Source organism: Curtobacterium sp. MCLR17_039, assembly GCF_003234745.1.
GTDB lineage: Bacteria > Actinomycetota > Actinomycetes > Actinomycetales > Microbacteriaceae > Curtobacterium > Curtobacterium flaccumfaciens.
Genome location: NZ_QKTF01000009.1, coordinates 18,651 through 40,067, shown reverse-complemented (window position 1 = coordinate 40,067; position 21,417 = coordinate 18,651). Strand labels below are relative to the sequence as shown.

The window sequence follows — 21,417 nt, the reverse complement described above, 5'->3', positions numbered from 1 at the left end:
TATTGATTCTCATTCTCAATTACCAGTCGACAGGCCGTCGACGATGGCCTCGGTGTTCGAGCGCATCATGCCGAGGTAGGTGGAGGCGTCGCCGTCCTCGGTGAGGGACTCCGTCGCCAGCGGGCGGATCTCGACGTGCAGGTCGACCTCTTCGGCCAGCACCTCGGCCAGTCGCGCGGGCTGCGAGGCGTCGGCGAAGATCGTCCGGACCCCCGCTTCGTCGATCGCGTCGGCCAGGTCGCGCAGGTCGGCGGCGCTCGGGGAGGCCAGGGTGGTCCCGCTCGGGATCACCGCCCCGACGACCCGGAACCCGTAGTGGTCGGCCAGGTAGCCGAACACGTGGTGGTTCGTGACGAGCGCCCGGCGTTCCTCGGGCACGGTCCGGAACGCGGTCGTCATCGTGTCGTCCAGGTCGCGGAGCTCGTCCAGGTAGGCGTCGGTGCCGGTCGGCTCGATGCCGGCGTCGCGCAGGTCCTGGTCGAGGGCCTCGACCACGTCGACCATCCGGGCGGGGTCGGTCCAGAAGTGCGGGTCGGGGCCGCTGTCGTCCTCGGTGGTCCACTCCAGCGGGTCGAACGCGTCTCCGGCAGTGGAGACCGGCACGCCGTCCTCGGCCGCCGCCGAGACGTGACGGGCGACCCCTTCTTCGAGCCCGAGCCCGTTCTCGACCACCAGGTCGGCGCTCCGCAGTCGGGCGGCTTCCTGCGCGGAGACCTCGAACGAGTGGGGGTCGGCGCCCGGGGGCATGAGGACCATGACATCGGCCTGGTCCCCGACGACTTCGCTGACGACGTCGCCGAGGATGTTCGTGGTGACCGCGACGAGGGGGCGGTCGGAGCCTGCGGTGGTGCACCCGGTGGCGACGAGGGCGACTACCGCAGCGACGAGGCCCGCGGTCAGGGCCCTGGTGCCCGTCACAGTCCGACCTCGGCGAAGGCGACGGGGGCGACGGGGAGCTCGATCGTGCGGGCGACCCGGGCGCCGTCGGCGAAGTCGATCTCGTGCACGGTGCCGTCCGCGGGGTCGGCCAGGTAGGCGCGCTGGGCGTCGAGCTGCAGCAGCGGTGCGGGGTCGGTGCCGGTGTCGCCGGCTCGGGCGTCGATCAGTGGTTCGGTCGTGGCGACCTTCCCCGTCGCAGCGGTCACGACGACCACCCGCCCGGAGTCGTCGACCCCGACCACGTGCTCGTCCTCGTCGTCCACCGCGACCACGGCCCGCAGGGGGCGATCGGTCGGCACGAGCCGCCAGGAGCCCTGACGCACGTCGAGCAACCAGAATCCGGTGGCGCCCGCCAGGCCGGCGACGGTGGGCCGGCCAGCACGTGCGGCGAAGGCCGTCGGACGCTCGGCGCCGTCGGGCAGGTCGACGAACGAGGGCTCGCCGGTGTCGTCCACCACGACCGCTCCGTCGGCGCAGCCCACGACGGCACCGGCGCGGGTGACGATCCCGCCGGCGGGGTCGGTGCACGCTTGCTCAGCGGTGTCGGCGGCGTCGGTCGCCTCGCCGTCCGGGTCGAGCACGCGGACCGTGTCGCCGTCGGCCGCCACGAGCTGCTCGCCCATCGGCAGCAGGACGCTCGCGTCGATCCGGGCGGTCTCGTCGACCTCGCCCTGGCCCAGTGCCTCACGGTCGAGCACGACGGCCTCGGCCCGGTCCGGCCAGGTGATCGTCGTCATGGTCTCGGACGAGTGCACCTCGACCGGGCCACCGCCGTCGATCGTGCCGACGACCCGGGGCTCGGCGGCGTAGTAGTGCGTGTGGTCGCCGTGGTCGACCGTCCAGGACCCGCCGTCGACGATCGTGGTGCGGTCGGCATCGCTCGTCACGAGGAACCGGCCGTCGGTCGCCGAGTGCTCCGGTGCGTCCACGTCCTCGAGTTCGGTGGTCTCCTCGGTGAGCAGGTCGTGCAGCGCGGTCGCGCCGGTCGCCGACACGGCCAGGAGGCGCACCCGGGGTTCCTGGGACTCGCTCGCGCCCGCCACGTAGCCGTGGGGGCGGGCGGTGCCGGTCGAGCTGTCGGCCGACGGGGTGCCCGTGGAACAGGCGGTGACGGTGAGGGCCAGGCCGGTGGCGAGGCCGATGGTGGACAGGAGGCGCGCGGGGGCGCGGCTGGTGGTCGAGTGCTTCATGCTCCCTTTCGAGACGGTGCGGCGGATCGTGGTGCGGCCGGCGCGGCCGCACGCGCCGGTGTGGGGATCGGGGTGCGCCGCAGGACGACGACGGCCAGGGCGCGCGAGACCACCACGCTGCCGACGGCGACCGCGGCGATGCTCGCGCCGGCGGCGGTGCCGGCGTGCCAGGAGACGAGCAGCCCGACGAGCACGGCGGCGGCACCGATCCCGGCGCCGAGGAGCATCGTCGAGGCCACGTGCCGGGTCCAGGCGCGGGCGGCGGCCGCCGGCGCGAGCAGCAGGCCCACGACGAGCAGGGTGCCGACGGCCCGGTACGAGGCGACGACCGCCAGGGTGACGAGCCCGATGAGCACGACCTCGGCCAGGCGTGGGTGCAGTCCGAGCGTCGTGGCCTTGCGGGTGTCGAACGCCAGCGCGGTGAAGGGCCGGTGGAACGCCACGGCGACGGCCAGGGCCACGGCTGCGGCGAGCGCGAGGCCGCCGACGTCGGCTCGGGTGACGGCGAGGACGTCGCCGAACAGGATCGCGGTGACGTCGGTGGCGAACGACCGCGAGGACGAGACGATGATCACGCCGAGCGCGAGCATCCCGACGAACAGCAGGCCGATCGAGGTGTCGTACGACAGTCGGGCGCGACGTCGCAGTGCCCCGACGCCGAGAACCATCACGCCCGCACTCACCGCGGCACCGAGCACCGGCGGGATCCCGGTCAGGGTGGCGATCGCGACGCCGGGCAGCATGCCGTGCGAGAGCGCCTCGCCCAGGAACGCCATGCCCCGGACCAGCACCCACGTGCCGACCACGGCGCAGAGGACCGCCGCCAGGGAGCCGCCGACCAGGGCGCGCACCATGAAGTCGACGGAGAACGGATCGGTCAGCCAGGTCACGGTCCGAGACGCTACATGAAAACGAGTATCGATACTGATAGCGTGCTCAGATGCCTGCGACCGAGCCGACTGATCCCCGACCTGCCGTCCACCTGGACCGCGTGACGGCCGTCCTCGGCGACCGGACCGTCCTCGACGCGCTCGACGTGACGTTCCCCGCCGGGGTCGTCACCGCGCTCACCGGACCGAACGGATCCGGCAAGTCGACGCTGCTCGACGTGGTCGCGGACGTCGTGCGGCCGACCGCCGGGCGGGTGACGGGCCTCCCGTCCGACGGTGTCGCCTACGTGACCCAGTCCGTGCCGCCGACCACGCTCCCGCTCACCGTCCGCGCGGCCGTCACGATGGGGCGGTGGCGGCACCTCGCGTGGTGGCGGCCGCTCGGACGCGCCGACCGGGCGATCGTCGACGCGCAGCTCGAGCGGATGGCGATCACCGACCTCGCCGACCGGCCCGTCGAGGAGCTGTCGGGCGGGCAGCGTCAGCGGACGCTCGTCGCGCTCGGGCTGGCGCAGCGTGCCGGGGTGCTGCTGGTGGACGAACCGACCGCGGGGGTCGATGCCGAGTCGGCGGCGCTCGTGGTGGCGGCGCTCGCCGACGAGGCCGCGGCAGGGGTCGTGGTCGTGCACGCGGCCCACGACCCGGCGGTGATCGCCGCGGCCGACCGCGTCATCGCCCTGACCTGACCGATTCCGCAAAACACCGGTGTTCACCCGTTGAACCGCGGTCTGCGCGTGTTCAGTGCGCGAACACCGGTGTCTTGCGACCGATCCCGACCGGCGTCAGGGGCAGGCGACGGCCACCGGGCCGGTCGGCGTCGGCTCGGCCGAGACCGGCTCGACCACCGGCACGGCACTCGACTTCCGCAGCCCCATCGCGACGAGCACGACGGCGCCGACGATCGCGACCCCGCCGGCCAGCCAGAAGTCAGCAGCCAGACCGAACGACGACACCGCGGCACCGCCGAGCACCGAACCGGCGGCGATCGCGAGCTGGATCGTCGTGACGAACAGCGCGAGCCCGGTCTCGGACCCGGCCGGCGACGCCGTCGACATCCACGTCTGCATCCCGAGCGGCAGCGCACCCCACACCAGGCCCCACACGACGAGCAGCACGAAGACCCCCACGACGGAGTGGGCGAGCAGCGGCAGCAGCACGACGGCCGCCGCGAGCACGAACTTCGACGCCCCGATGGTGCCGAGGACACTGCGGTCGAGCGTGAAGCCCGCGGCGAAGTTCCCGACGATGCCCGCGACGCCGAACACCAGCAGCGCGATAGTCACGGTGTCCGGGCCGACGCCGACGAGCTGCTGCAGGTACGGCGCGATGTAGGTGTACGCAGCGAACTGGGCCGCGAAGACGAAGGCTGCGGCGATGAGCCCGACCCGGGCACGGGGCACGCGGAGCAACGACCCGAGCGTGGCGAACCGCACCCGCTGCTGCGCGGGGATCCTCGGCAGCATCGCCAGCTGCAGGACGAGCGCGACGACACCGAGCGCCCCACCGATCACGAAGCCGAGGCGCCAGCTGGCGAGCGACGACACCAGGGCGCCGAGCGGCAGGCTCACGACGGTCGCGACGGAGACGCCGGCCGTGATGAGCGAGGTCGCGCGGATCGTCAGCTCCGGCCGGACGAGTCGCCCTGCGATCCCGGCACCGATGGCCCAGAAGCCACCGATGCCGACACCGAGCAGCATCCGTGCGATGAGCAGCACCCAGAACGACGGCGCGATCGCGGCGAGGCCGTCGGCGACCACGAGCAGCACGGTCAGGGACACGAGCACCACCCGGCGGTCGAGTCGCGAGGTCAGGACGGTGACGACCGGTGCCGCGACGGCGCCGACCAGTCCGGTGGCGACGACCATCAGGCCGGCGGTGCCGATGCCGACGTCCAGGTCGTCGGCGATGGCGGGGAGCAGTCCGATGGGCAGGAACTCGGACAGGACGAGCACGAACGACCCGAGTGCGACGGACGTGACGCTGAGCCACCCGGGGCGCGCTGCTGACGATGTCATGGGGGCATCAAGCCCCGGAGTGCGACGATCCATTCCCGGCCTCGCCGAGTCCGCTCCACAGGTGCGCGATCGTCGTCGCACCGTCGAGCAGGGTGCGCAGGTCGACGCTCTCGTCGCTGGCGTGCCAGTGGTCCTCCGGCAGCCCCGTGCCGACGAACAGGACGGGGGCATCGAACACCCGGCCGAGCAGCTCCGCGGGACCGCCCCCGGCGTTGCCCATCCGCCCGGCGGTCTCGGTGCCGTGCCCGAGTTCCATCGCCCGCACGAGTGCGTCGAGCTCGGGGCCCGACGGGGCCACGTACGGGTCCTGCCCGGTCTCCTCGGGGATCGTCAGCTCGTAGGTCACGCCGTCGGGCATCGTGTCCCGGACGAACCGGCGCAGCTGCTCGGCGACGGCCTGCACCCGCTGCCCCGGCACGGTCCGGATGCTGATCTCGGCCGTTGCCGCACGCGGGACCACGGCTCGTGGGAACCCGGTGGGGTCGCCTGCGAGCAGGGTCAGCACCTCGATCGACGGTCGTGCCCAGAGCCGCTCCTCGACCGAGTACCCCGCCTCGCCGGTGATCGCCCGGGTCTCGGTTCGCTCGACCCAGACCTCGGGGTCGAAGTCGAGTGCCTGCAGCTCGGCACGGCGTTCGTCCGTGAGCGCGTCGACGTCGTCCAGGAACCCGGGGATCGTGATGCGACCCTGGTCGTCGTGCAGGGCCGCGAGCACGGTGACGAGCGCGTGCACCGGGTTCGGCGCGGGACCGGACACGGCACCGCTGTGGACGTCACGCGCTGGCCCGGTGACGGTGAGGGTCGCGCCCGTCATGCCGCGCATCGACGTGACGACGGCGGGGTTGCCAGCCTTCCACTGCAGCGTGTCCGAGAACACGACGACGTCGCACGCCAGCCGCTCCTGCTCGGCGTCGAGCAGGTCGGCGAAGTGGCTGGAGCCGAGCTCCTCTTCTCCTTCGACGAGGAACTTGAGGTTCACGGCCGGGGTGCCGTCCGGTCGGGTGGCGAGGTGCGCGCGCAGCCCCCACAGGTGGGCGAGCACCTGCCCCTTCGCGTCGGACGCCCCGCGCCCGTACAGGCGTCCGTCACGAAAGACGGGTTTCCACGGCGAGGTCTCGTGCCACTCCTCGGGCTTCGCGTGCCGGACGTCGTGGTGGCTGTAGACGAGCACGGTCGGCAGCGCCGGGTCGACGAGCAGCTCGGCGTACACGGCCGGTGCGGGACCGGCCTGCAGGATCTCGGTCTCGAGGCCGACCTCGCGCATCGCTCCGGCCAGCCAGTGCGCGGACCGTTCGACGTCGATCGCGCGCTCGGGTTGTGATGCGACGGACGGGATCCGCACCCACTCGCTGAGTTGCCGCACCAGGTGTTCGCGGCGCTCCTCGAGGAACCGCGCGACCTCGGCGCGACGGGTGTCGGGTTCGGTGCTGTCGGTCACGGGAGCGGACACGGTTCTCCGTTCGGTCAGGTGGTGCCGACCGTAGGAGCGGGTCCCTCCGGGTGGTCCCGGATTGGCCTGGAGGCGCGGTGCGCGTCCGCCACGCGCCGCACCACGGACCCGGTGCGGGTCCGGAGCCCGGTGTGGGTCCGGGGACCCGGTGCGGGACCGGGACCCGGTGCGGGTCTGGAACGACTCAGGCGTCGAGCGCGCGCCGTGCGGCCGCGACGACCTCGGCGTCGGTGACGAAGTGCGCGGAGCCGTCGTCCCCGGCGCCCATCGGCACCCCGGCGTGCGTGCTGTCCGCGGCCGGTCGCTTGGCCGACAGGTGCACGGCGGCGGCGCCGGTGGCGAGCAGCGCGCGGACGTCGGCGGGGGTGACCCCGGCGCCGGCCATCACCTGCACGGGCCCGGCGGCCTCGACCATGCGCGCGATCGTCTCGGCGCCGGCGACCGCGGTGGGGGCGGCACCCGAGGTCAGGACGCGGGTGAACCCGAGCGCCGCGAGCGACCCGGCAGCGGCGACGGGGTCGGTCGCGTGGTCGATCGCGCGGTGCAGGGTGACCTCGGCGGTGGCGCTGACGGAGCGGGCGGCGTCCACGAAGCGGCGGAGGGCGTCCTCGTCCAGGGTCCGGTCGGGGCGCAGGGCACCGACCACGACGCCGGCGGCCCCGGAGCGCAGGACCGTGCGGACCTCGCGCACCATGAGCTCGACCTCGTCGGGGGAGTGCACGAACCCGCCCGGACGGCAGCGGACCAGCGCGTGCGCCGGGATCCCGGTCTCGTGGGTCGTCTCGACCAGGGCCTGCGACGGGGTGAGCCCGCCGAGCTCGAGCCCGACGCAGAGTTCGACGCGGTCGGCGCCGCCGTCCCGCGCGGTGATCGCACCCGCCGGTGAGGTGACGGCGATCTCGAGTGCGGCGGTGGTGCTCATGCAGGGGCTCCGAGCGGTTCGTTGGAGGCGGGGACGATGCGGGCGCGGAGGTCCGGTGCCGTCGGGAACACTCGATCGTAGGGGAACATCGGGCGCTCGATCCTGTGGTGCCCGAGGCGCAGCAGATCCTGGTCCACACCGCCCGGGGTGAGGGCGAGCATCCAGTCGGCGGACATGTCGAACAGCTCCGGTTCGAGGTACCCGATCTTCACGATGACGACGTCCGCCTGCCGCGGTGCCAGGTCGAGATCGGTGAAGTCGTGCTCGTGGTGGTAGGGCTTCCGCAGCTTCGTCAGGATCGCGAAGACGCTGCCGACCTGCAGCACGACCTCGGTCTCGGCGTCGCGGTCACCGTGCTTGATCGCGTGCACCCGACCGGTCATCGTGATCGGGCCCGCGTGCACGTGGTCGACCTCGGCACCGGCGGTCACGGTGATCGTCGCACCGACGCCGGCGTCCACCGCCGCGGCGACGGCGGCCGGTCCGGGCACGCTCGCGTAGATGACGGTCGGGCCGGACGGGTCCTGGAACTCCGGGCGGGCGAGCACCTGCGTCAGGCCCCAGGTCATGTCCCCGGAGCCGCCGGCAGTGGGGTTGTCACCCGAGTCCGAGACGAAGTACGGCTTCGCGGCGCCCGGGGCGAGCGCGGCGTCGAGGCACTCCTCGAACGTGCCGGTGGGGGCGACGAACACGAAGTCCTCGCGGACGTCCCAGAACGCACGTGCGAGCCGCTCGGCACCGGCGGCGGCGGCGGCCTCGTCCCACCCGGTGACGACGGTGACGGCCTGGTCGCGGGGCTGGTCGGCCCACGCGTACCCGACCCAGATCGCGGCGTCGAGCACGCCCTCGGTCTGCTCGACGACCGGGACCTGCGCGTACAGGGACTTCGCCGGCTCGAGACGGGTCGAGGTCTGCTCGCCCGGCAGCAGGACGGGGATCGGGATCCAGGCCTTCACGGGTCGCTGCGCACCGACGGGTCGTTCGGTGAGCACCTCGACGAGGTTCCGGACGGCACGCTCCTTCGTCTCGAGGGTGTCCTCGTGCGGGGCCATCCGGTAGCAGGTGACGAGGTCGACCCGGTGGGCGAGCTCGCGCGTGACGTTGCCGTGCAGGTCCATCGAGGCGGACACGATGACGTCTGGGCCGACGACCGCGCGGATGCGGCCGAGCAGGTCCGTCTCGGCGTCGTCGAGTCCCTCGACCACCATCGCGCCGTGGATGTCGTACCAGAGCCCGTCGACCGGACCCATCGCACGCAGCCGCTCCACGATCTCGTCGGCCAGGGTTTCGTACGACGCCCGGTCGACGATCCCGCCGGGCAGCGCGTGCCCGATGAGCGCCCCGCGGAAGTCCGCCCGGTCCGCCATGGTCGCCAGGAACGGGTAGCGGGCGACGGCTTCGTCGCCGCGGTCCGGGTGGAACGCGGGGGCGTGGGTCCGGGTCGGCGTGAACGTCGACGTCTCGATGGCGAGCCCGGCGATGGCGATGACCGGGCGACGGACGCCAGCGGCGCCAGCGGTGCTGGCTGCGGTGACGGGGACGGCTGGGGTGACGGGACCGGTCTCAGACACGGACGCTCCTGTTCCTGGTGGTGGACTGGGGGATGGGCGCGGAGAGCTCCTCGAGCGAGGCGGCGAGGCCCCGCTGCAGCGCGAACTGCCCGGCGCCGACGAGCCCGGCGTCGGCGCCGAGCGACACCGGCTCGATGGCCAGGTGCTGGGTCATCAACGGGTGGCAGCTCTCGTAGAGCTGGCTCCGCACGGCGGCGATGAACGGGTCGAGGGTCGACAGGATGCCGCCCAGGTACACGGCGTCCGGGTTGAAGAAGTTCACGTTGGCGGCGAGCACCTCGCCCAGGTACTTGCCCGCCATCCGCACGGCACGGGTGGCCTCGGGGTGCGCGTCCGAGGCGAGCCGGACGACGTCGGCGGTCGACGCGACGTCGACCCCGGCGTTCGACAGGATCCGGACCAGGGCGGCACCGGACGCCACTGTCTCGAGGCAGCCGGTGTTGCCGCACGAGCACGGGGTGTCCCCGGCGGCGTCGATCCGCACGTGGGTGATGTCCCCGGCGGCCCCGGTCGACCCGCGGTAGAGCCGGCCGTCGATGACGATGCCCGCGCCGATCGCCGATCCGGCCTTGATCGTGATGGTCTGGCGTCGAGCCGGGTCCTGCACGGTCTGTTCACCCGCCGCCATGCAGTTCGCGTCGTTGTCGACGATCGCCGGCAGGCCGAACCGGTCGCTCAGCCACGCGGCCACGGGGAACCCGTTCCACCCCGGCATCCGGCTCGGCAGGTCCACGACGCCGGCGACGACGTCGACGGGCCCGGGCAGGCTGAGCCCGACGCCCCGCAGCCCCTCGCGACCACGGTCGTCGGCGAGCCGCTCGAGCAGCGCGGCCAGGCGCTGGAGCCCGGCGGTCGGACCGTCGGAGAGCGCGAACGGGACGTTCGCGACCGACTCGAGCGCGCCTCCTGGCAGGACCACGCCGATGCGCGCGTGCCCGCCGCCGACGTCCGCGGCGACCGCGTACTCGTCGACGCCGCCGATGCGGAGCACCTTGCGGGGACGGCCGCCGGTCGAGACGTCCGTGCCTTCCTCGGCGAGGATCCCGTGCTCCAGGAGCTGCCCGACGACGTGCGAGACGGTCGAGGGGGCGGCTCCGAGCACCTTCGCGATCTCGGTCCGGCTGGCGGCCTGCCCCGAGGCGACGAGCTCGAGGACGCGGGCGCTGAGATCGGCCACGACTTTCTCCAATCCGGGCGGAACGGGAGCGGAACACCGGTCGGTGGTCCGTTCTGCCGCGAGCCTACGGGGCGGATCGAGCGGTCCACCCTTTCGTCCGTTCCGCAGTAACGCAGTTTTTACATCGAGATGTTTGTTTTTCCAATCGCTTTGGTCCTTGACTGTCCTCGTGCCGCTCGGCACCCGTGCTCCACCTCCCCGAAGTCCCTCGCACAAGGAGACACCGCATGTCCAAGCCCCGTCGCTGGGCGCTCCTCACCGGAGCTGCGATCGCCGTGAGCGCGCTGCTCGCCGGCTGTTCCGGAGGCGGCAACGCCTCGCAGGGATCGACCGACGAGATCGACTACGCGCTCCCCGCCAACTTCACGCCGAACTGGATCCTGCCGATCGGCACCGCCGCGCACCTCAACACGAACAACGGCTCCATCGCCCAGTCGCTGTACGAGCCGCTCGTCGCGTACGACGGCTCCACCGGCAAGATCGCGTGGAACAAGGCCGGCTCCGTCGCCACCGATGCGGAGTTCGCCGACGACGGCAAGAGCGTCACCATGACGCTCGGCGACCGACACTGGTCGGACGGCGAGGCGATCACGAGCCGCGACGTCGGGTTCTGGTTCAACCTGATCAAGGCGAACAAGGACCAGTGGGGCTCGTACTCCAAGGGCAAGGCACCGGACAACTGGACGTCGTTCAAGGCCGTCGACGACACGCACTTCACCATCACGTTCGACAAGGCCTACAACTCGGACTGGATGCTCGCCAACCAGCTGAGCCACATCATCCCGCTGCCCCAGCACGCCTGGGACAAGACCAGCGCGACCGCGAAGGTGACCGACGCCGACGAGACCACCGCCGGCGCGAAGCAGGTGTGGAAGTACCTCAACACCGCAGCCGGCAAGATCTCCGACTACGCCACCGACGACCTGTGGAAGACCATCTCCGGCCCGTACGGCGTCAAGACCTTCACCACGGCCGGCAAGGTCACCCTGACGGCGAACAAGAAGTACGACGGTGGTGAGAAGCCGTCGATCACGACGGTGAACCTGCTGCCCTTCACCACGGCCGACGCCGAGGTGAACGCCGTCCGCTCGGGCGAGGTCGACTACGGGTACATCAACGCCACCGACATGGACCAGGAGTCTTCCTTCACGGGGAAGGGCTACGAGGTCGAGCCGTGGACCGGCTGGGCCATCACGTACATGCCGTACAACTTCAACAACCCGACGATGGGCGCCGTCTTCAAGCAGCTGTACGCCCGTCAGGCCGTCCAGATGTCGATCGACCAGAAGTCGCTGTCGAAGGTCGTCTTCAACGGCACCGCCACCTCGACGTACGGTCCGATCCCGCAGGCACAGGAGTCCGACTACGTCTCCGACGTGCAGAAGTCGAACCCGTACCCGTTCAGCACCTCGAAGGCCAAGGACCTGCTGACCAGCCACGGTTGGGAGGAGCAGGGCGGCACGATGGTCTGCACTGACCCGGGCACGTCCGCCAGCCAGTGCGGCGAGGGCGTCGAGCAGGGCACGAAGTTCTCGATGCAGGTGCTGTCGCAGTCCGGCTCGACCGTGACCGACAACATGATGAGCGCGATCCAGTCCTCGCTCGCGAAGACCGGCATCGACTTCACCATCAAGACCGCACCGGTGTCGAGCGTGCTGTCGCAGACCCCGACCTGCACCTCGGACGAGGCCAGCTGCGACTGGGACCTGTCGTTCTTCGGCACCGCGGGCAGCTGGTACTTCCCGGCCTACCCGACCGGTGAGTCGCTGTTCCAGACCGGCGGTTCGGCGAACTTCGGCAGCTACTCCAACAAGGAGGTCGACTCCCTGATCGACGCGACCACCACCTCGACCGACGCCACCGCCGTGCAGGACTACAGCGCAGCGGTCGCGAAGGACCTGCCGGTGATCTGGCTGCCGAGCCCCGACTACCAAATCTCGGTCGTCAAGAAGGGCCTGTCCGGCTTCGACCAGGACTCGCTCGCCAACTTCCACCCGGCCCAGTGGAAGTGGAACAAGTAAGACCGTGACCACGGATGGGAGGCGCGGTGCGCGTCCGACGCGCACCGCGCCTCCCGTCCCTCGCACGTCTCCAATCCGACCATCGGAAGCCGCATGACCACAGCTCTCTACCTCACCAGGCGCGTCCTGCAGGCGCTCGCGGTGATCCTCATCGTCACCGTCGTGGTGTTCTGCCTGCTGCACGCGCTGCCCGGCGGCCCCGCCCGCGGCGTGCTCGGCGTCTCCGCGACCCCGACGCAGATCGCCCAGTTCAACCAGGCGCAGGGGCTGGACCAGCCGCTGCCCGTGCAGTACCTGCGGTTCCTCGGTCGTCTGCTGACCGGCGACCTCGGTACCTCGTACACGCTCAACGAGCCGGTCTCGCAGCTCATCGCCGAGCGTCTGCCGAAGACCCTCGTGCTCACCGGCATCTCCGCGGTGCTCGGACTCGTCGTCGCGATCCCGGTCGGGATGCTCCAGGCGGCCCGCCGCAACGGTGCGGTCGACTACGCGGCCACCGCCCTGGCGTTCGTCTTCTACTCCACGCCGGCGTTCTTCCTCGGCCTCGTCCTGATCATCGTCTTCAGCCAGCAGCTGCCGTGGCTGCCGTCCCAGGCCCCGAGCGGCACCACCCTCGCCGAGGTGTTCCAGGACCCCGCCGGACTCGTGCTGCCCGTGGTGACCGGAGCCCTCGCGATGATCGCGGTGTTCAGTCGGTACATGCGCGCCTCGACGCTCGAGAACCTGCAGGAGGACTACGTCCGCACCGCCCGTGCCGGCGGCGCCTCGACCGCGACGATCCTGCGACGGCACGTGTTCCGGAACTCGCTGACCCCGGTCGTCGCGATGCTCGGGTACTACCTGCCGGTGCTGTTCGGCGGCGCCCTGGTGACCGAGCAGCTGTTCAACTACCCCGGCATGGGGCTGCTGTTCTGGAACGCCGCACAGTCCTCCGACTACCCGACGCTGCTCGGCTGCGTGCTCGTCATCTCCATCGCGACCGTCATCGGCACCCTGCTCGCCGACGTCGCACAGTCCCTCATCGATCCCCGAGTGAAGGCGAGCCGCGCATGACCGCCGTCCAGATGGCCCCCGAAGCCCCTGGTGCCCCCGTCACCGTCGCGGCCACCGGGTTCCGGCTCGCCGCCCGACGGTTCCGGGGCAACACCCTCGCCGTGATCGGCCTCGCCCTGATCGTCGTCATCGTGCTGTTCTGCTTCGTCGGCCCGTTCGTGTACCCGACCGACCAGACCCACACGCTGCTCGAGCAGGCCAACCAGGGCCCGAGCGCCGCGCACTGGCTCGGCACCGACGCCGTCGGCCACGACGTCCTCGGCCGCCTGATGTACGGCGGCAAGGTCTCCCTGATGGTCGGCATCGCTGCCGGGGTCCTGGCCACCGTCGTCGGCACGCTGTGGGGTTCCGTCGCCGGGTACGTCGGCGGCTGGGTCGACGCCCTGATGATGCGCGTCGTCGACGCCGGCATCGCGATCCCGGCCCTGTTCATCCTGCTCGTCATCTCGGCGATCACGAACCCCGGGGTCGGCGGCCTCATCGTCATCCTCGGCCTGGTGTCGTGGCTCGTGCCGTCCCGTCTGATCCGCGCCGAGACCCTGACGCTCAAGAACCGCGACTACGTCCTGACGCTGCGCGCGATCGGCGGCTCGCACGCCCGCGCGATCGGCAAGCACCTGCTGCCGAACTCGGTCTCGACGATCGTCGTCGCGGCGACGTTCCAGGTCGCCGACGCGATCCTGCTGGTCGCCTACGTCTCGTACCTCGGGCTCGGCGTGCAGCCGCCCGCGACGGACTGGGGCGGCATGCTCTCGGCGGGTCTCACCGCCGCCTACTCCGGACGCTGGTGGCTCATCGTGCCGCCGGGTCTGGCCGTGATCCTGGTCGTCTGCGCGTTCAACGCGGTGGGCGACGGACTGCGGGACGCCTTCGACGTACGGGGCCGCTGATGACGACCGAACCGATCCTGCGGACGACCGACCTCGGCGTCTCCTTCAGCACCGAGTCCGGCACCGTCGACGCCGTGCGGGGGGTGTCCCTGACGGTCGCCCCCGGCGAGACCCTCGCCCTGGTCGGCGAGTCCGGCTCCGGCAAGTCGACCGTCGCCCTCGCCGCGATGGGCCTGCTCTCCGGCAACGCGACAGCATCGGGCAGCGCCGTCGTCGCCGGCCACGAGGTCGTCGGCGCCGGCGAACCCGCGCTCCGGGCACTGCGCGGCTCGACCGTCTCGATGGTCTTCCAGGAGCCCGCGACCGCCCTCGACCCGCTCACCCGCGTCGGTGCGCAGATCGCCGAGGTGATCCGGAACCACCGTGACGTCTCCGCGTCCGCCGCCGCGGCCGAGGCCGTCGACCTGCTCCGTCGCGTCGGCATCCCCGACCCCGAGTCGCGCACCCGGTCGTTCCCGTTCCAGCTGTCGGGTGGGCAGCGTCAGCGCGTGGTCATCGCGATGGCGATCGCGAACGCGCCGAAGCTCCTCATCGCGGACGAGCCGACCACGGCCCTCGACGTGACGGTGCAGGCCGAGATCCTCGAGCTCCTCCGCGCGCTCGCCGTCGAGACCGGCACCGGCGTGCTGCTCGTCACGCACAACATGGGTGTCGTCGCGGACTTCGCCGACCGGGTCGCGGTGATGCTCCAGGGCGAGATCGTCGAGACCGGCGGGGTCGAGGACGTCCTGCTCCGCCCCGAGCACGAGTACACCAAGCGGCTGCTCGCCGCGGTGCCGCGGCTCGACGTGGCGGGCGATCGTCCGTCGGCTCCCGTCGCCGACACACAGACCGAGACGGCCGGGAGGCCCGGTGCGGCCCCGGTGGTCGACCTGCGGGACGTCTCGGTGACGTTCGGGCGCGGGGCGCGCGCCGTCCACGCGCTCGCGGGCATCGACATCGCGGTGCACGCCGGTGAGACCGTCGGCCTGGTCGGCGAGTCCGGCTCCGGCAAGTCGACCGCGGCCCGGGTGGCGCTCGGGCTCATCAAGCCGACATCCGGCACGGTGTCGCTGTTCGGGCAGGACCTGCGGACGGCGAAGGGCCGTGACCGTCGTGCGCTCCGCTCCGGCATCGGCGTGGTGCTGCAGGACCCGGTGGCGTCCCTCGACGCCCGGATGTCCGTGGCCGAGTGCATCGCGGAACCCCTCGCCGTGCACCGTCGCGGGATGTCCTCGGCCGACCGCCGTCGCCGGATCGACGAGGTGCTCGACGCCGTCCGGCTGCCGCGGACCCTGGCGTCCCGTGCCCCGCGCGAGCTCTCCGGCGGGCAGCGCCAGCGGGTCTCGCTCGCCCGGGCGCTGGTGCTCGAACCGCGGTTGCTCGTCGCCGACGAACCGACCTCGGCGCTCGACGTCAGCGTGCAGGAGACCGTGCTCGAGGTCCTGGGCGAGCTGCAGGACGACCTGGGGTTCGCGTGCCTGTTCGTCTCGCACGACCTGGCCGTCGTGCAGCACTTCGCCGAGCGCGTCGTGGTGATGCGCCAGGGCGTCGTCGAGGAGCAGGGCACCACCGGCACGACCCTCCTGCACCCCACCACCGACTACACCCGGCGGTTGCTCGCCGCGGTACCGGTGCCCGACCCCGTGCTGCAACGGCAGCGTCGGACGGCGCGCCTCGCCTCGCTCGCGGCGGTGACCGCGTGACCCGGGTCCTGGCCGGGGTCGACGTCGGCGGCACCAACACGAAGGTCGTCCTGACCACGCCCGACCTCGAGGTCATCGACCGCCTCGACCTGCCGACGCCCGCCCACGCGGGCGGGGCGGCGATCGTGACGGCCGCACTCGGGGCCGTGACGGGTCTGCTCGAGACGCACCGGGCCTCCTTGGCGGGTGTCGGGGTGGGCGCAGCCGGCGTCGTCGACCGGACCACGGGGACCGTCCTGGTCACCGGCAACTCGTTCACCGGCTGGGCGGGGTACGGCGTGACCCGGGCGGTGACGGACGCCCTCGGCGTCCCCGCGACCCTCGACAACGACGTGAACGCGTTCCTGCTCGGCGAGATCGCCACCGGCGCGGTCGTGGGCGAGTCCGACGTGCTCGGGATGACCCTCGGCACCGGGGTCGGCGGCGCGCTCGTGCTCGACGGACGCCTCTTCGCCGGCCCGCGCGGTGCCGCGGGTGAGATCGGCCACGTCCCCGGCTTCGGCGATGCCCGGTGCACCTGCGGACAGACCGGGCACCTGGAGACCATCGCGGGCGCACGCGGCATCGCCGACCGCTACGCCGAGCGCTCCGGCCGGATGCTCTCGGCACGGGACGTCGCCGTCGCCGCACGCGGCGGGGACGCCGACGCGGCCGCCGTCTTCGCCACCGCGGGGTGGGGTCTGGCCCGTGCCGCACTGCTCACCGCGGGGATCCTCGACGTCACGACCGTCCTGATCGGCGGGGGGATCGCACGGTCCTGGGACCTGCTCGAACCGGCCATCACGGCGGCGATCGCCGCGGAACCGCCGGTCAGCGGGGCGACGATCCGGCTCGCACAGTCGACGCTCGGGTCCGACGCCGTCGCACTCGGTGCGGCGGCGCAGGTGCGAGCGCGCGTGCTGGAGCCGGAGACCGCGTAGCGGGGGAGCGCCCGGTCAGGGCACCCAGACGACGATGCCGCGCAGGTCGTGGAGCACGGCGGCGATCCCGGCGCGCAGACCACGACCCGCGCGGTCCTCGGTGAAGGTCTCGGGGTCGTAGTGGCTCGACGGGCCGAGGCCTTCGCCGCGGAATCCGCCGCCCGTCCAGTCCGCCGCCGTGACGTTCGACGTCGGCTCGGCGATCTCGGCACCGACGACCAGGAACTGCTGGTGGAGCGCGGTCGGCGAGACGGCCGCGAGCGGGTCGACCATGTGGTTGCCGACGGCGATGACCAGGTCGGGCTCGGCGTCGACGGCGCGCAGGACCGCGGCGATGCGGTCGTCGGCGTCCTTCGCCGAGACGGGGGTGACGGTGACGTCCTCGTCCGCGGCCCACGACTCGACGGCGTCGAGCAGGGTCCGGGTCGGGGCGTCGGCGGCGTCACCGGCGTCGGAGAGCAGCACGACGTCGTAGCCGGCGGGGGCGTGCACACCGGACCACGAACCGGGCTCCGGGTGGATGGTGGCCTCGGGAGCCGGCGGCTGGTCGGGGTCCGAGAACCCGGCGCCCAGGACCCCTGCCGAGGCGTGCGCCGACGCGGTCGCCGTCGGGCCGGTGCCGCCGGTGGTGTCGTCCGACGCCCCGGAGCAGCCGGCCAGCAGGACGGCGCCGGCACCCGCGAGGGCGACGGCGGTCAACAGGACGGTCGTCCGGGTGGCGAGGCGGGTCACGGAACCATGCAAGCACGCCCGCCGGCCGCCCCGGGCCGGGCGGGGGACCTGTCCAACACCCGTCCCGTTGCTGGTCACCGGCTGTTCACCTGCCGGTCGCCTGCGGGCCGGATCGTCTGCGCGTGCCCTCCGGAACCACCGCCGCGCTCCTGCGCGCCCGCCCTGCCCACTCGTCTCCCGCGTCCGCGCTCGTCGCACGGGTCGTCGCCGCGCTCGTGCTGCTCGGGGTGGTCGTGATCGGTGTGCTCGCGGGCGCGGCACCGGCATCGGCGCACGGGTTCAGCTCGGTGCTCTACGCCGACGTCACGTCCACGAAGCCGACGGTCGTGCAGGCGAAGCTCGGGCTCGAGTACGACCTGATGCTCGTCTCGGTGGCCACGAGCGAGCACGACGACGCGCTGCACGAGCAGGGGCAGAAGGCCTGGGACGACGGGGACTTCCCCGGGATGGTGACGGCTGCCGAGGCGCACACCGACGCGATCGGGAAGTACGTGTTCGACCGCTTCACGGTGACCGGAGCCGGCGGGCAGGCCTGCACGGGCACGCTCGACGACGCCGTCACGGTCGACCTGCAGGACGAGGTGCCGTACGCCCACGTGACCGCGGACTTCACCTGCCCGGAACCGTCCGAGACGCAGTCCGGGCACGTGGTGTCGTCCGAGCTGTTCCCGGACGACGAGACCTTCGTGCGCGACACCAAGACGATCGTCACCTACGACGTCGACGACCGGACGGGTTCGGCCACCCTCGACGCCTCGCAGCGCACGTTCTCGACCGAGCAGTCGGCGGGGGAGCGCTTCTGGGAGTTCTTCCGCCTCGGCGCCGAGCACCTGCTGACCGGGATCGACCACATCCTGTTCCTCGTGGCGCTCATCGCCGGGTCGCGTCGACTGCGCGAGGTCGTCTACACGGCGTCCGCGTTCACGATCGCCCACTCGATCACGTTCATCCTCGCCGCCCTCGGAGTGGTCAGCCCGCCCGCGATCGTCGTGGAGCCGCTCATCGCCCTGTCCATCGCCGCGGTCGCCGGCTGGTACCTGTGGCGGCTCTGGCGTCGTCGATCTCGGGCCGACGAGTTGGTGGTCGGCGAGCACGGACACTTCTCGCTCGACCGTGCCGGGTGGACCCGCCTGGCCGTCGTCTTCGCGTTCGGGCTCATCCACGGGCTCGGGTTCGCCGGGGCGCTGGGCATCCACGAGGCGTTCTCGTGGCAGCTGCTCGTCTCGCTCCTCATCTTCAACGTCGGGATCGAGGCCGTGCAGCTCGCGATCATCGTCATCGTGTTCCCGCCGCTCTCACTGCTGCGGCGGAAGGCGCACCGGGTGTCGCTCTGGGTGACGGGTGCCGTGACCGCCGGCGTGTTCGTGATGGGGATGATCTGGTTCGTCGAACGGCTGGCTGCGGGCTGACGCTCGCCGAGGACCCGCTGACAGGTCGAGCTCGTTCCTGAACGGCGACGAACGGTCACTCAGCGTTTACCAAGACGTTTTGCAGTGCATGCAGAGTCTTCCGTGCTGCACCATCCCACGTCTGAGAAACGGACCCTCATGAGTCTCCTGTCCGGCGCCACTACCCGGCGCAGAACCACCACCCTCCGCGTCTGCGGAGCCGTCCTCGGGGCGGCGCTCATCGCCGGTGCCTCGATGGTCGGGACGAACGCCGCCACCGCTGCGACGAACACCCCCACCACCAACATCTCGACCGGTGGCCCGATCCACGTCCTGCTCGGCGTCGGCGCGACCGAGAGCCAGCGCATCGCCTCGTGGTACTTCCCCACGAACGTCGCGCAGTCGCTCGAGATCCAGAAGACCGCGTCCATGACGGACGGGGTCTTCACCGACGCCAAGCAGACGATCGCCGCCTCGGAGGCCGCGAACACCGCGGCCGACTCGAGCGCGACCGACTCGAACACCAAGAGCATCCCCGGCATCGCCGCCGAGTCGGGCTACATCAACGCCCACGCGACCATCTCGGCCCTCGAGCCGAACACCTCGTACACGTACCACGTCGGTGCGGCGGACGGTTCGGCCTGGTCCGCGTCGTACACCTTCACCACGAAGAGCTTCTCCGGCGACTTCGACTTCCTGTTCTTCGGCGACCCGCAGATCGGCTCGTCGGGCTTCACCGACGACGACGGCGCCGGCTGGGCGGACACGCTCAAGTACGCCACGTCGACCGAGCCGGACGCCGAGCTCCTGGTCTCCGGTGGCGACCAGGTCGAGCACGCCAACAACGAGTACGAGTGGAGCGCGTTCGCCGACAGCAGCGACGTGCTGAAGCGCTACCCGTGGGCCTCGACCATCGGCAACCACGACGTGGGCGGCAAGGCCTACGAGCAGCACAACCAGGTGCCGAACTCCCTGAAGGTGCCGGACTTCTACCCGGGCGGCAACACGACCGCGAACTCGGGTGGCGACTACTGGTACATGTACAAGGGCGTCCTGTTCATCGACATCAACTCGAACGCCTACGCGGCCGGTTCGGACGCTGCCCACGTGAACTACGTGCGCGACGTCATCACCCGTCACGGCGACGACGCGAAGTGGACCACGCTGGTCTACCACCACTCGATCTACTCGCCCGCCGACCACGCGAACGACAAGGACAACCAGCAGCGCCGGTTCGACTTCACGCGTTCGTTCTCGGACATGGGCGTCGACCTCGTCCTGCAGGGCCACGACCACTCCTACTCCCGCAGCTACGCGATCAAGAACGGCAAGAAGGCCAACGTCAACGAGCAGCCCGCTGCTCCCGACGTCTTCTCCGGCCCCGGCGGCGTCATCTACATGACGGCGAACTCGGCCTCGGGCTCGAAGTACTACGACCTCACCACCCCGGACGCCACCCAGGGCGGCTACGGCTCGGACCCGCTCGACCCGACGGGTCAGCGTCACTTCGCCAACTCGGTCGAGAACCAGGAGCACGTCCGCACCTTCGTGAAGGTCTCGGTCACCGACGACAAGCTCGCCGTCGAGAACATCCGTGCCAGCGACTGCACGACGCTCAACTCGGCGGTGCAGCACGGCAAGGTCGACAGCTGCGGCGTGACGCTCCAGCCGACGGCCACGGCCGACCCGGCTGCGATCGGTTCGACGGTCGACAAGTTCAACCTGCACGCCACGCTGCCGAAGACGACCACCACGCTCTCGGTGTCGGCTGCGACGCAGACGTACCGCACCAAGACGCCCGCCACGGTCACCGCGACCATCGGCGGCGGGGTCGGTGCCCAGCAGGGCACCGTGACCTTCCGTGACGGCAAGACGGTGCTCGGGACCGCTCCGGTGAAGAACGGCACGGCCAGCATCACGCTGCCGAGCGCTCTCGCCATCGGCAAGCACTCGGTGACGGCCTCGTTCGTGAACGCCGACACGACCTACTCGGGCACGGACTCGACGACGGCCAAAGCGACGACGGTGACCGTTTCGAAGGCCCCGTCCCGCGCCGTCCTGCAGTACAGCGGCGGGAAGGCGAGCGTGCAGGTCGGCGCCACCGGCTTCCGGGTCGACGGCACCGTGCGGATCTACGAGGGCTCGAAGCGCCTCGCCGACGTCAAGGTGTCGCACGGCACGAACACCTCGGCGCTCAAGCTGAAGAAGGGCACGCACAAGCTGCACGCCGTCTTCCTCGGCACCTCCGAGATCGCCACGAGCACCAGCCCGACCATCACGGTCGTCATCAAGTAGCACCAGGCACGAGCAAGGGCCCCGCGATCCCGATCGCGGGGCCCTTCGCCGTGCGGCCGGGGGTGGGCGCCCTGTCCTACCCGGGACCGGCGCCGCACCGGCTGACGGGAGACCCGAACTCCCTACCCGGCCGCTGGTGAGAGCGACCGGTCAACCTGTGGTGAGCATGCGCCCACAGGCCGGGATCGCCTAGACGGCCAGGTCAATTGCCAGGCTTTGAGCGAATGTTCAGACATTCCTAGGTAATCGCTCTGGGGAAGCGCATACTTCGAGCCACCG

General features: G+C 71.7%; 17 protein-coding genes. 8 read left to right on the top strand and 9 right to left on the bottom strand.

Annotation, left to right across the window (positions count from 1 at the left end; genetic code table 11):
- Positions 1-15: 15 nt before the first annotated feature.
- From DEJ00_RS12095 to aztB, 3 genes are read right to left on the bottom strand one after another with little or no spacing between them, the layout of a single operon-like run.
- Positions 16-918 (bottom strand): metal ABC transporter substrate-binding protein, encoded by a 903-nt coding sequence (locus tag DEJ00_RS12095; RefSeq protein ID WP_258373672.1) that lies wholly within the window; start codon positions 916-918, stop codon positions 16-18.
- A complete protein-coding gene (locus DEJ00_RS12090) occupies positions 915-2,129 on the bottom strand; it encodes an ABC transporter (protein WP_111057518.1) in 1,215 nt (404 codons plus the stop codon). The genes DEJ00_RS12095 and DEJ00_RS12090 overlap by 4 nt, the downstream gene beginning before the upstream one ends.
- Complete coding sequence (gene aztB / locus DEJ00_RS12085) at positions 2,126-3,019, bottom strand: zinc ABC transporter permease AztB (RefSeq protein ID WP_111057517.1); 894 nt, start codon at positions 3,017-3,019, stop codon at positions 2,126-2,128. Before aztB ends, DEJ00_RS12090 begins: the two co-directional genes overlap by 4 nt.
- A gap of 50 nt (positions 3,020-3,069) precedes the next feature.
- Here aztB and DEJ00_RS12080 point away from each other — a divergent pair, with 50 nt between their 5' ends.
- Positions 3,070-3,705, top strand: coding sequence for an ATP-binding cassette domain-containing protein (locus DEJ00_RS12080; RefSeq protein WP_111057516.1), 636 nt, complete (start codon positions 3,070-3,072; stop codon positions 3,703-3,705).
- Between the two features lie 96 nt (positions 3,706-3,801).
- Here the strand turns inward: DEJ00_RS12080 and DEJ00_RS12075 are convergent, their stop codons facing one another.
- The 5 genes from DEJ00_RS12075 to DEJ00_RS12055 all read right to left on the bottom strand — a co-directional run bounded on the left by DEJ00_RS12075 (position 3,802) and on the right by DEJ00_RS12055 (position 10,154).
- Positions 3,802-5,034: an MFS transporter gene (locus tag DEJ00_RS12075; RefSeq protein WP_111057515.1), complete on the bottom strand. Its 1,233-nt coding sequence runs from the start codon at positions 5,032-5,034 to the stop codon at positions 3,802-3,804.
- 7 nt (positions 5,035-5,041) lie between these two features.
- Entirely contained in the window at positions 5,042-6,472 is a 1,431-nt protein-coding gene (locus DEJ00_RS12070; RefSeq protein ID WP_111057514.1) for a M20/M25/M40 family metallo-hydrolase, read from the bottom strand.
- Positions 6,473-6,668: 196 nt separating this feature from the next.
- The gene (locus DEJ00_RS12065) at positions 6,669-7,406 is read right to left on the bottom strand and encodes a copper homeostasis protein CutC (RefSeq protein ID WP_071245156.1); all 738 of its coding nucleotides are present in this window, start codon (positions 7,404-7,406) and stop codon (positions 6,669-6,671) included.
- Positions 7,403-8,977, bottom strand: coding sequence for a M81 family metallopeptidase (locus DEJ00_RS12060; RefSeq protein WP_111057513.1), 1,575 nt, complete (start codon positions 8,975-8,977; stop codon positions 7,403-7,405). The genes DEJ00_RS12065 and DEJ00_RS12060 overlap by 4 nt, the downstream gene beginning before the upstream one ends.
- The gene (locus DEJ00_RS12055; protein ID WP_083404204.1) at positions 8,970-10,154 is read right to left on the bottom strand and encodes an ROK family protein; all 1,185 of its coding nucleotides are present in this window, start codon (positions 10,152-10,154) and stop codon (positions 8,970-8,972) included. Before DEJ00_RS12055 ends, DEJ00_RS12060 begins: the two co-directional genes overlap by 8 nt.
- Before the next feature lie 227 nt (positions 10,155-10,381).
- On the opposite strand from DEJ00_RS12055, the gene DEJ00_RS12050 reads away from it, so the two are divergent.
- The 5 genes from DEJ00_RS12050 to DEJ00_RS12030 all read left to right on the top strand — a co-directional run bounded on the left by DEJ00_RS12050 (position 10,382) and on the right by DEJ00_RS12030 (position 16,723).
- Complete coding sequence (locus DEJ00_RS12050; RefSeq protein ID WP_111057512.1) at positions 10,382-12,175, top strand: peptide ABC transporter substrate-binding protein; 1,794 nt, start codon at positions 10,382-10,384, stop codon at positions 12,173-12,175.
- A gap of 93 nt (positions 12,176-12,268) precedes the next feature.
- A complete protein-coding gene (locus DEJ00_RS12045) occupies positions 12,269-13,228 on the top strand; it encodes an ABC transporter permease (protein WP_027467218.1) in 960 nt (319 codons plus the stop codon).
- Positions 13,225-14,118: an ABC transporter permease gene (locus DEJ00_RS12040; RefSeq protein ID WP_027467217.1), complete on the top strand. Its 894-nt coding sequence runs from the start codon at positions 13,225-13,227 to the stop codon at positions 14,116-14,118. Before DEJ00_RS12045 ends, DEJ00_RS12040 begins: the two co-directional genes overlap by 4 nt.
- Entirely contained in the window at positions 14,118-15,803 is a 1,686-nt protein-coding gene (locus tag DEJ00_RS12035; protein WP_111057511.1) for an ABC transporter ATP-binding protein, read from the top strand. Before DEJ00_RS12040 ends, DEJ00_RS12035 begins: the two co-directional genes overlap by 1 nt.
- On the top strand, positions 15,800-16,723 hold the full coding sequence (locus DEJ00_RS12030) for an ROK family protein (RefSeq protein ID WP_027467215.1): 924 nt from the start codon (positions 15,800-15,802) through the stop codon (positions 16,721-16,723). Before DEJ00_RS12035 ends, DEJ00_RS12030 begins: the two co-directional genes overlap by 4 nt.
- A 15-nt stretch (positions 16,724-16,738) precedes the next feature.
- Here DEJ00_RS12030 and DEJ00_RS12025 read toward each other — a convergent pair whose 3' ends face one another.
- A complete protein-coding gene (locus tag DEJ00_RS12025; protein ID WP_111057510.1) occupies positions 16,739-17,455 on the bottom strand; it encodes a hypothetical protein in 717 nt (238 codons plus the stop codon).
- A 122-nt stretch (positions 17,456-17,577) separates the two neighbouring features.
- Here DEJ00_RS12025 and DEJ00_RS12020 point away from each other — a divergent pair, with 122 nt between their 5' ends.
- Positions 17,578-18,864, top strand: a complete 1,287-nt coding sequence (locus DEJ00_RS12020) for a HupE/UreJ family protein (RefSeq protein WP_111057509.1) — start codon at positions 17,578-17,580, stop codon at positions 18,862-18,864.
- Positions 18,865-19,002: 138 nt separating this feature from the next.
- Positions 19,003-21,138 carry an Ig-like domain repeat protein gene (locus tag DEJ00_RS12015; protein ID WP_111057508.1) on the top strand — a complete coding sequence of 712 codons (2,136 nt, stop codon included), beginning with the start codon at positions 19,003-19,005 and terminating at the stop codon, positions 21,136-21,138.
- Positions 21,139-21,417 lie beyond the last annotated feature (279 nt).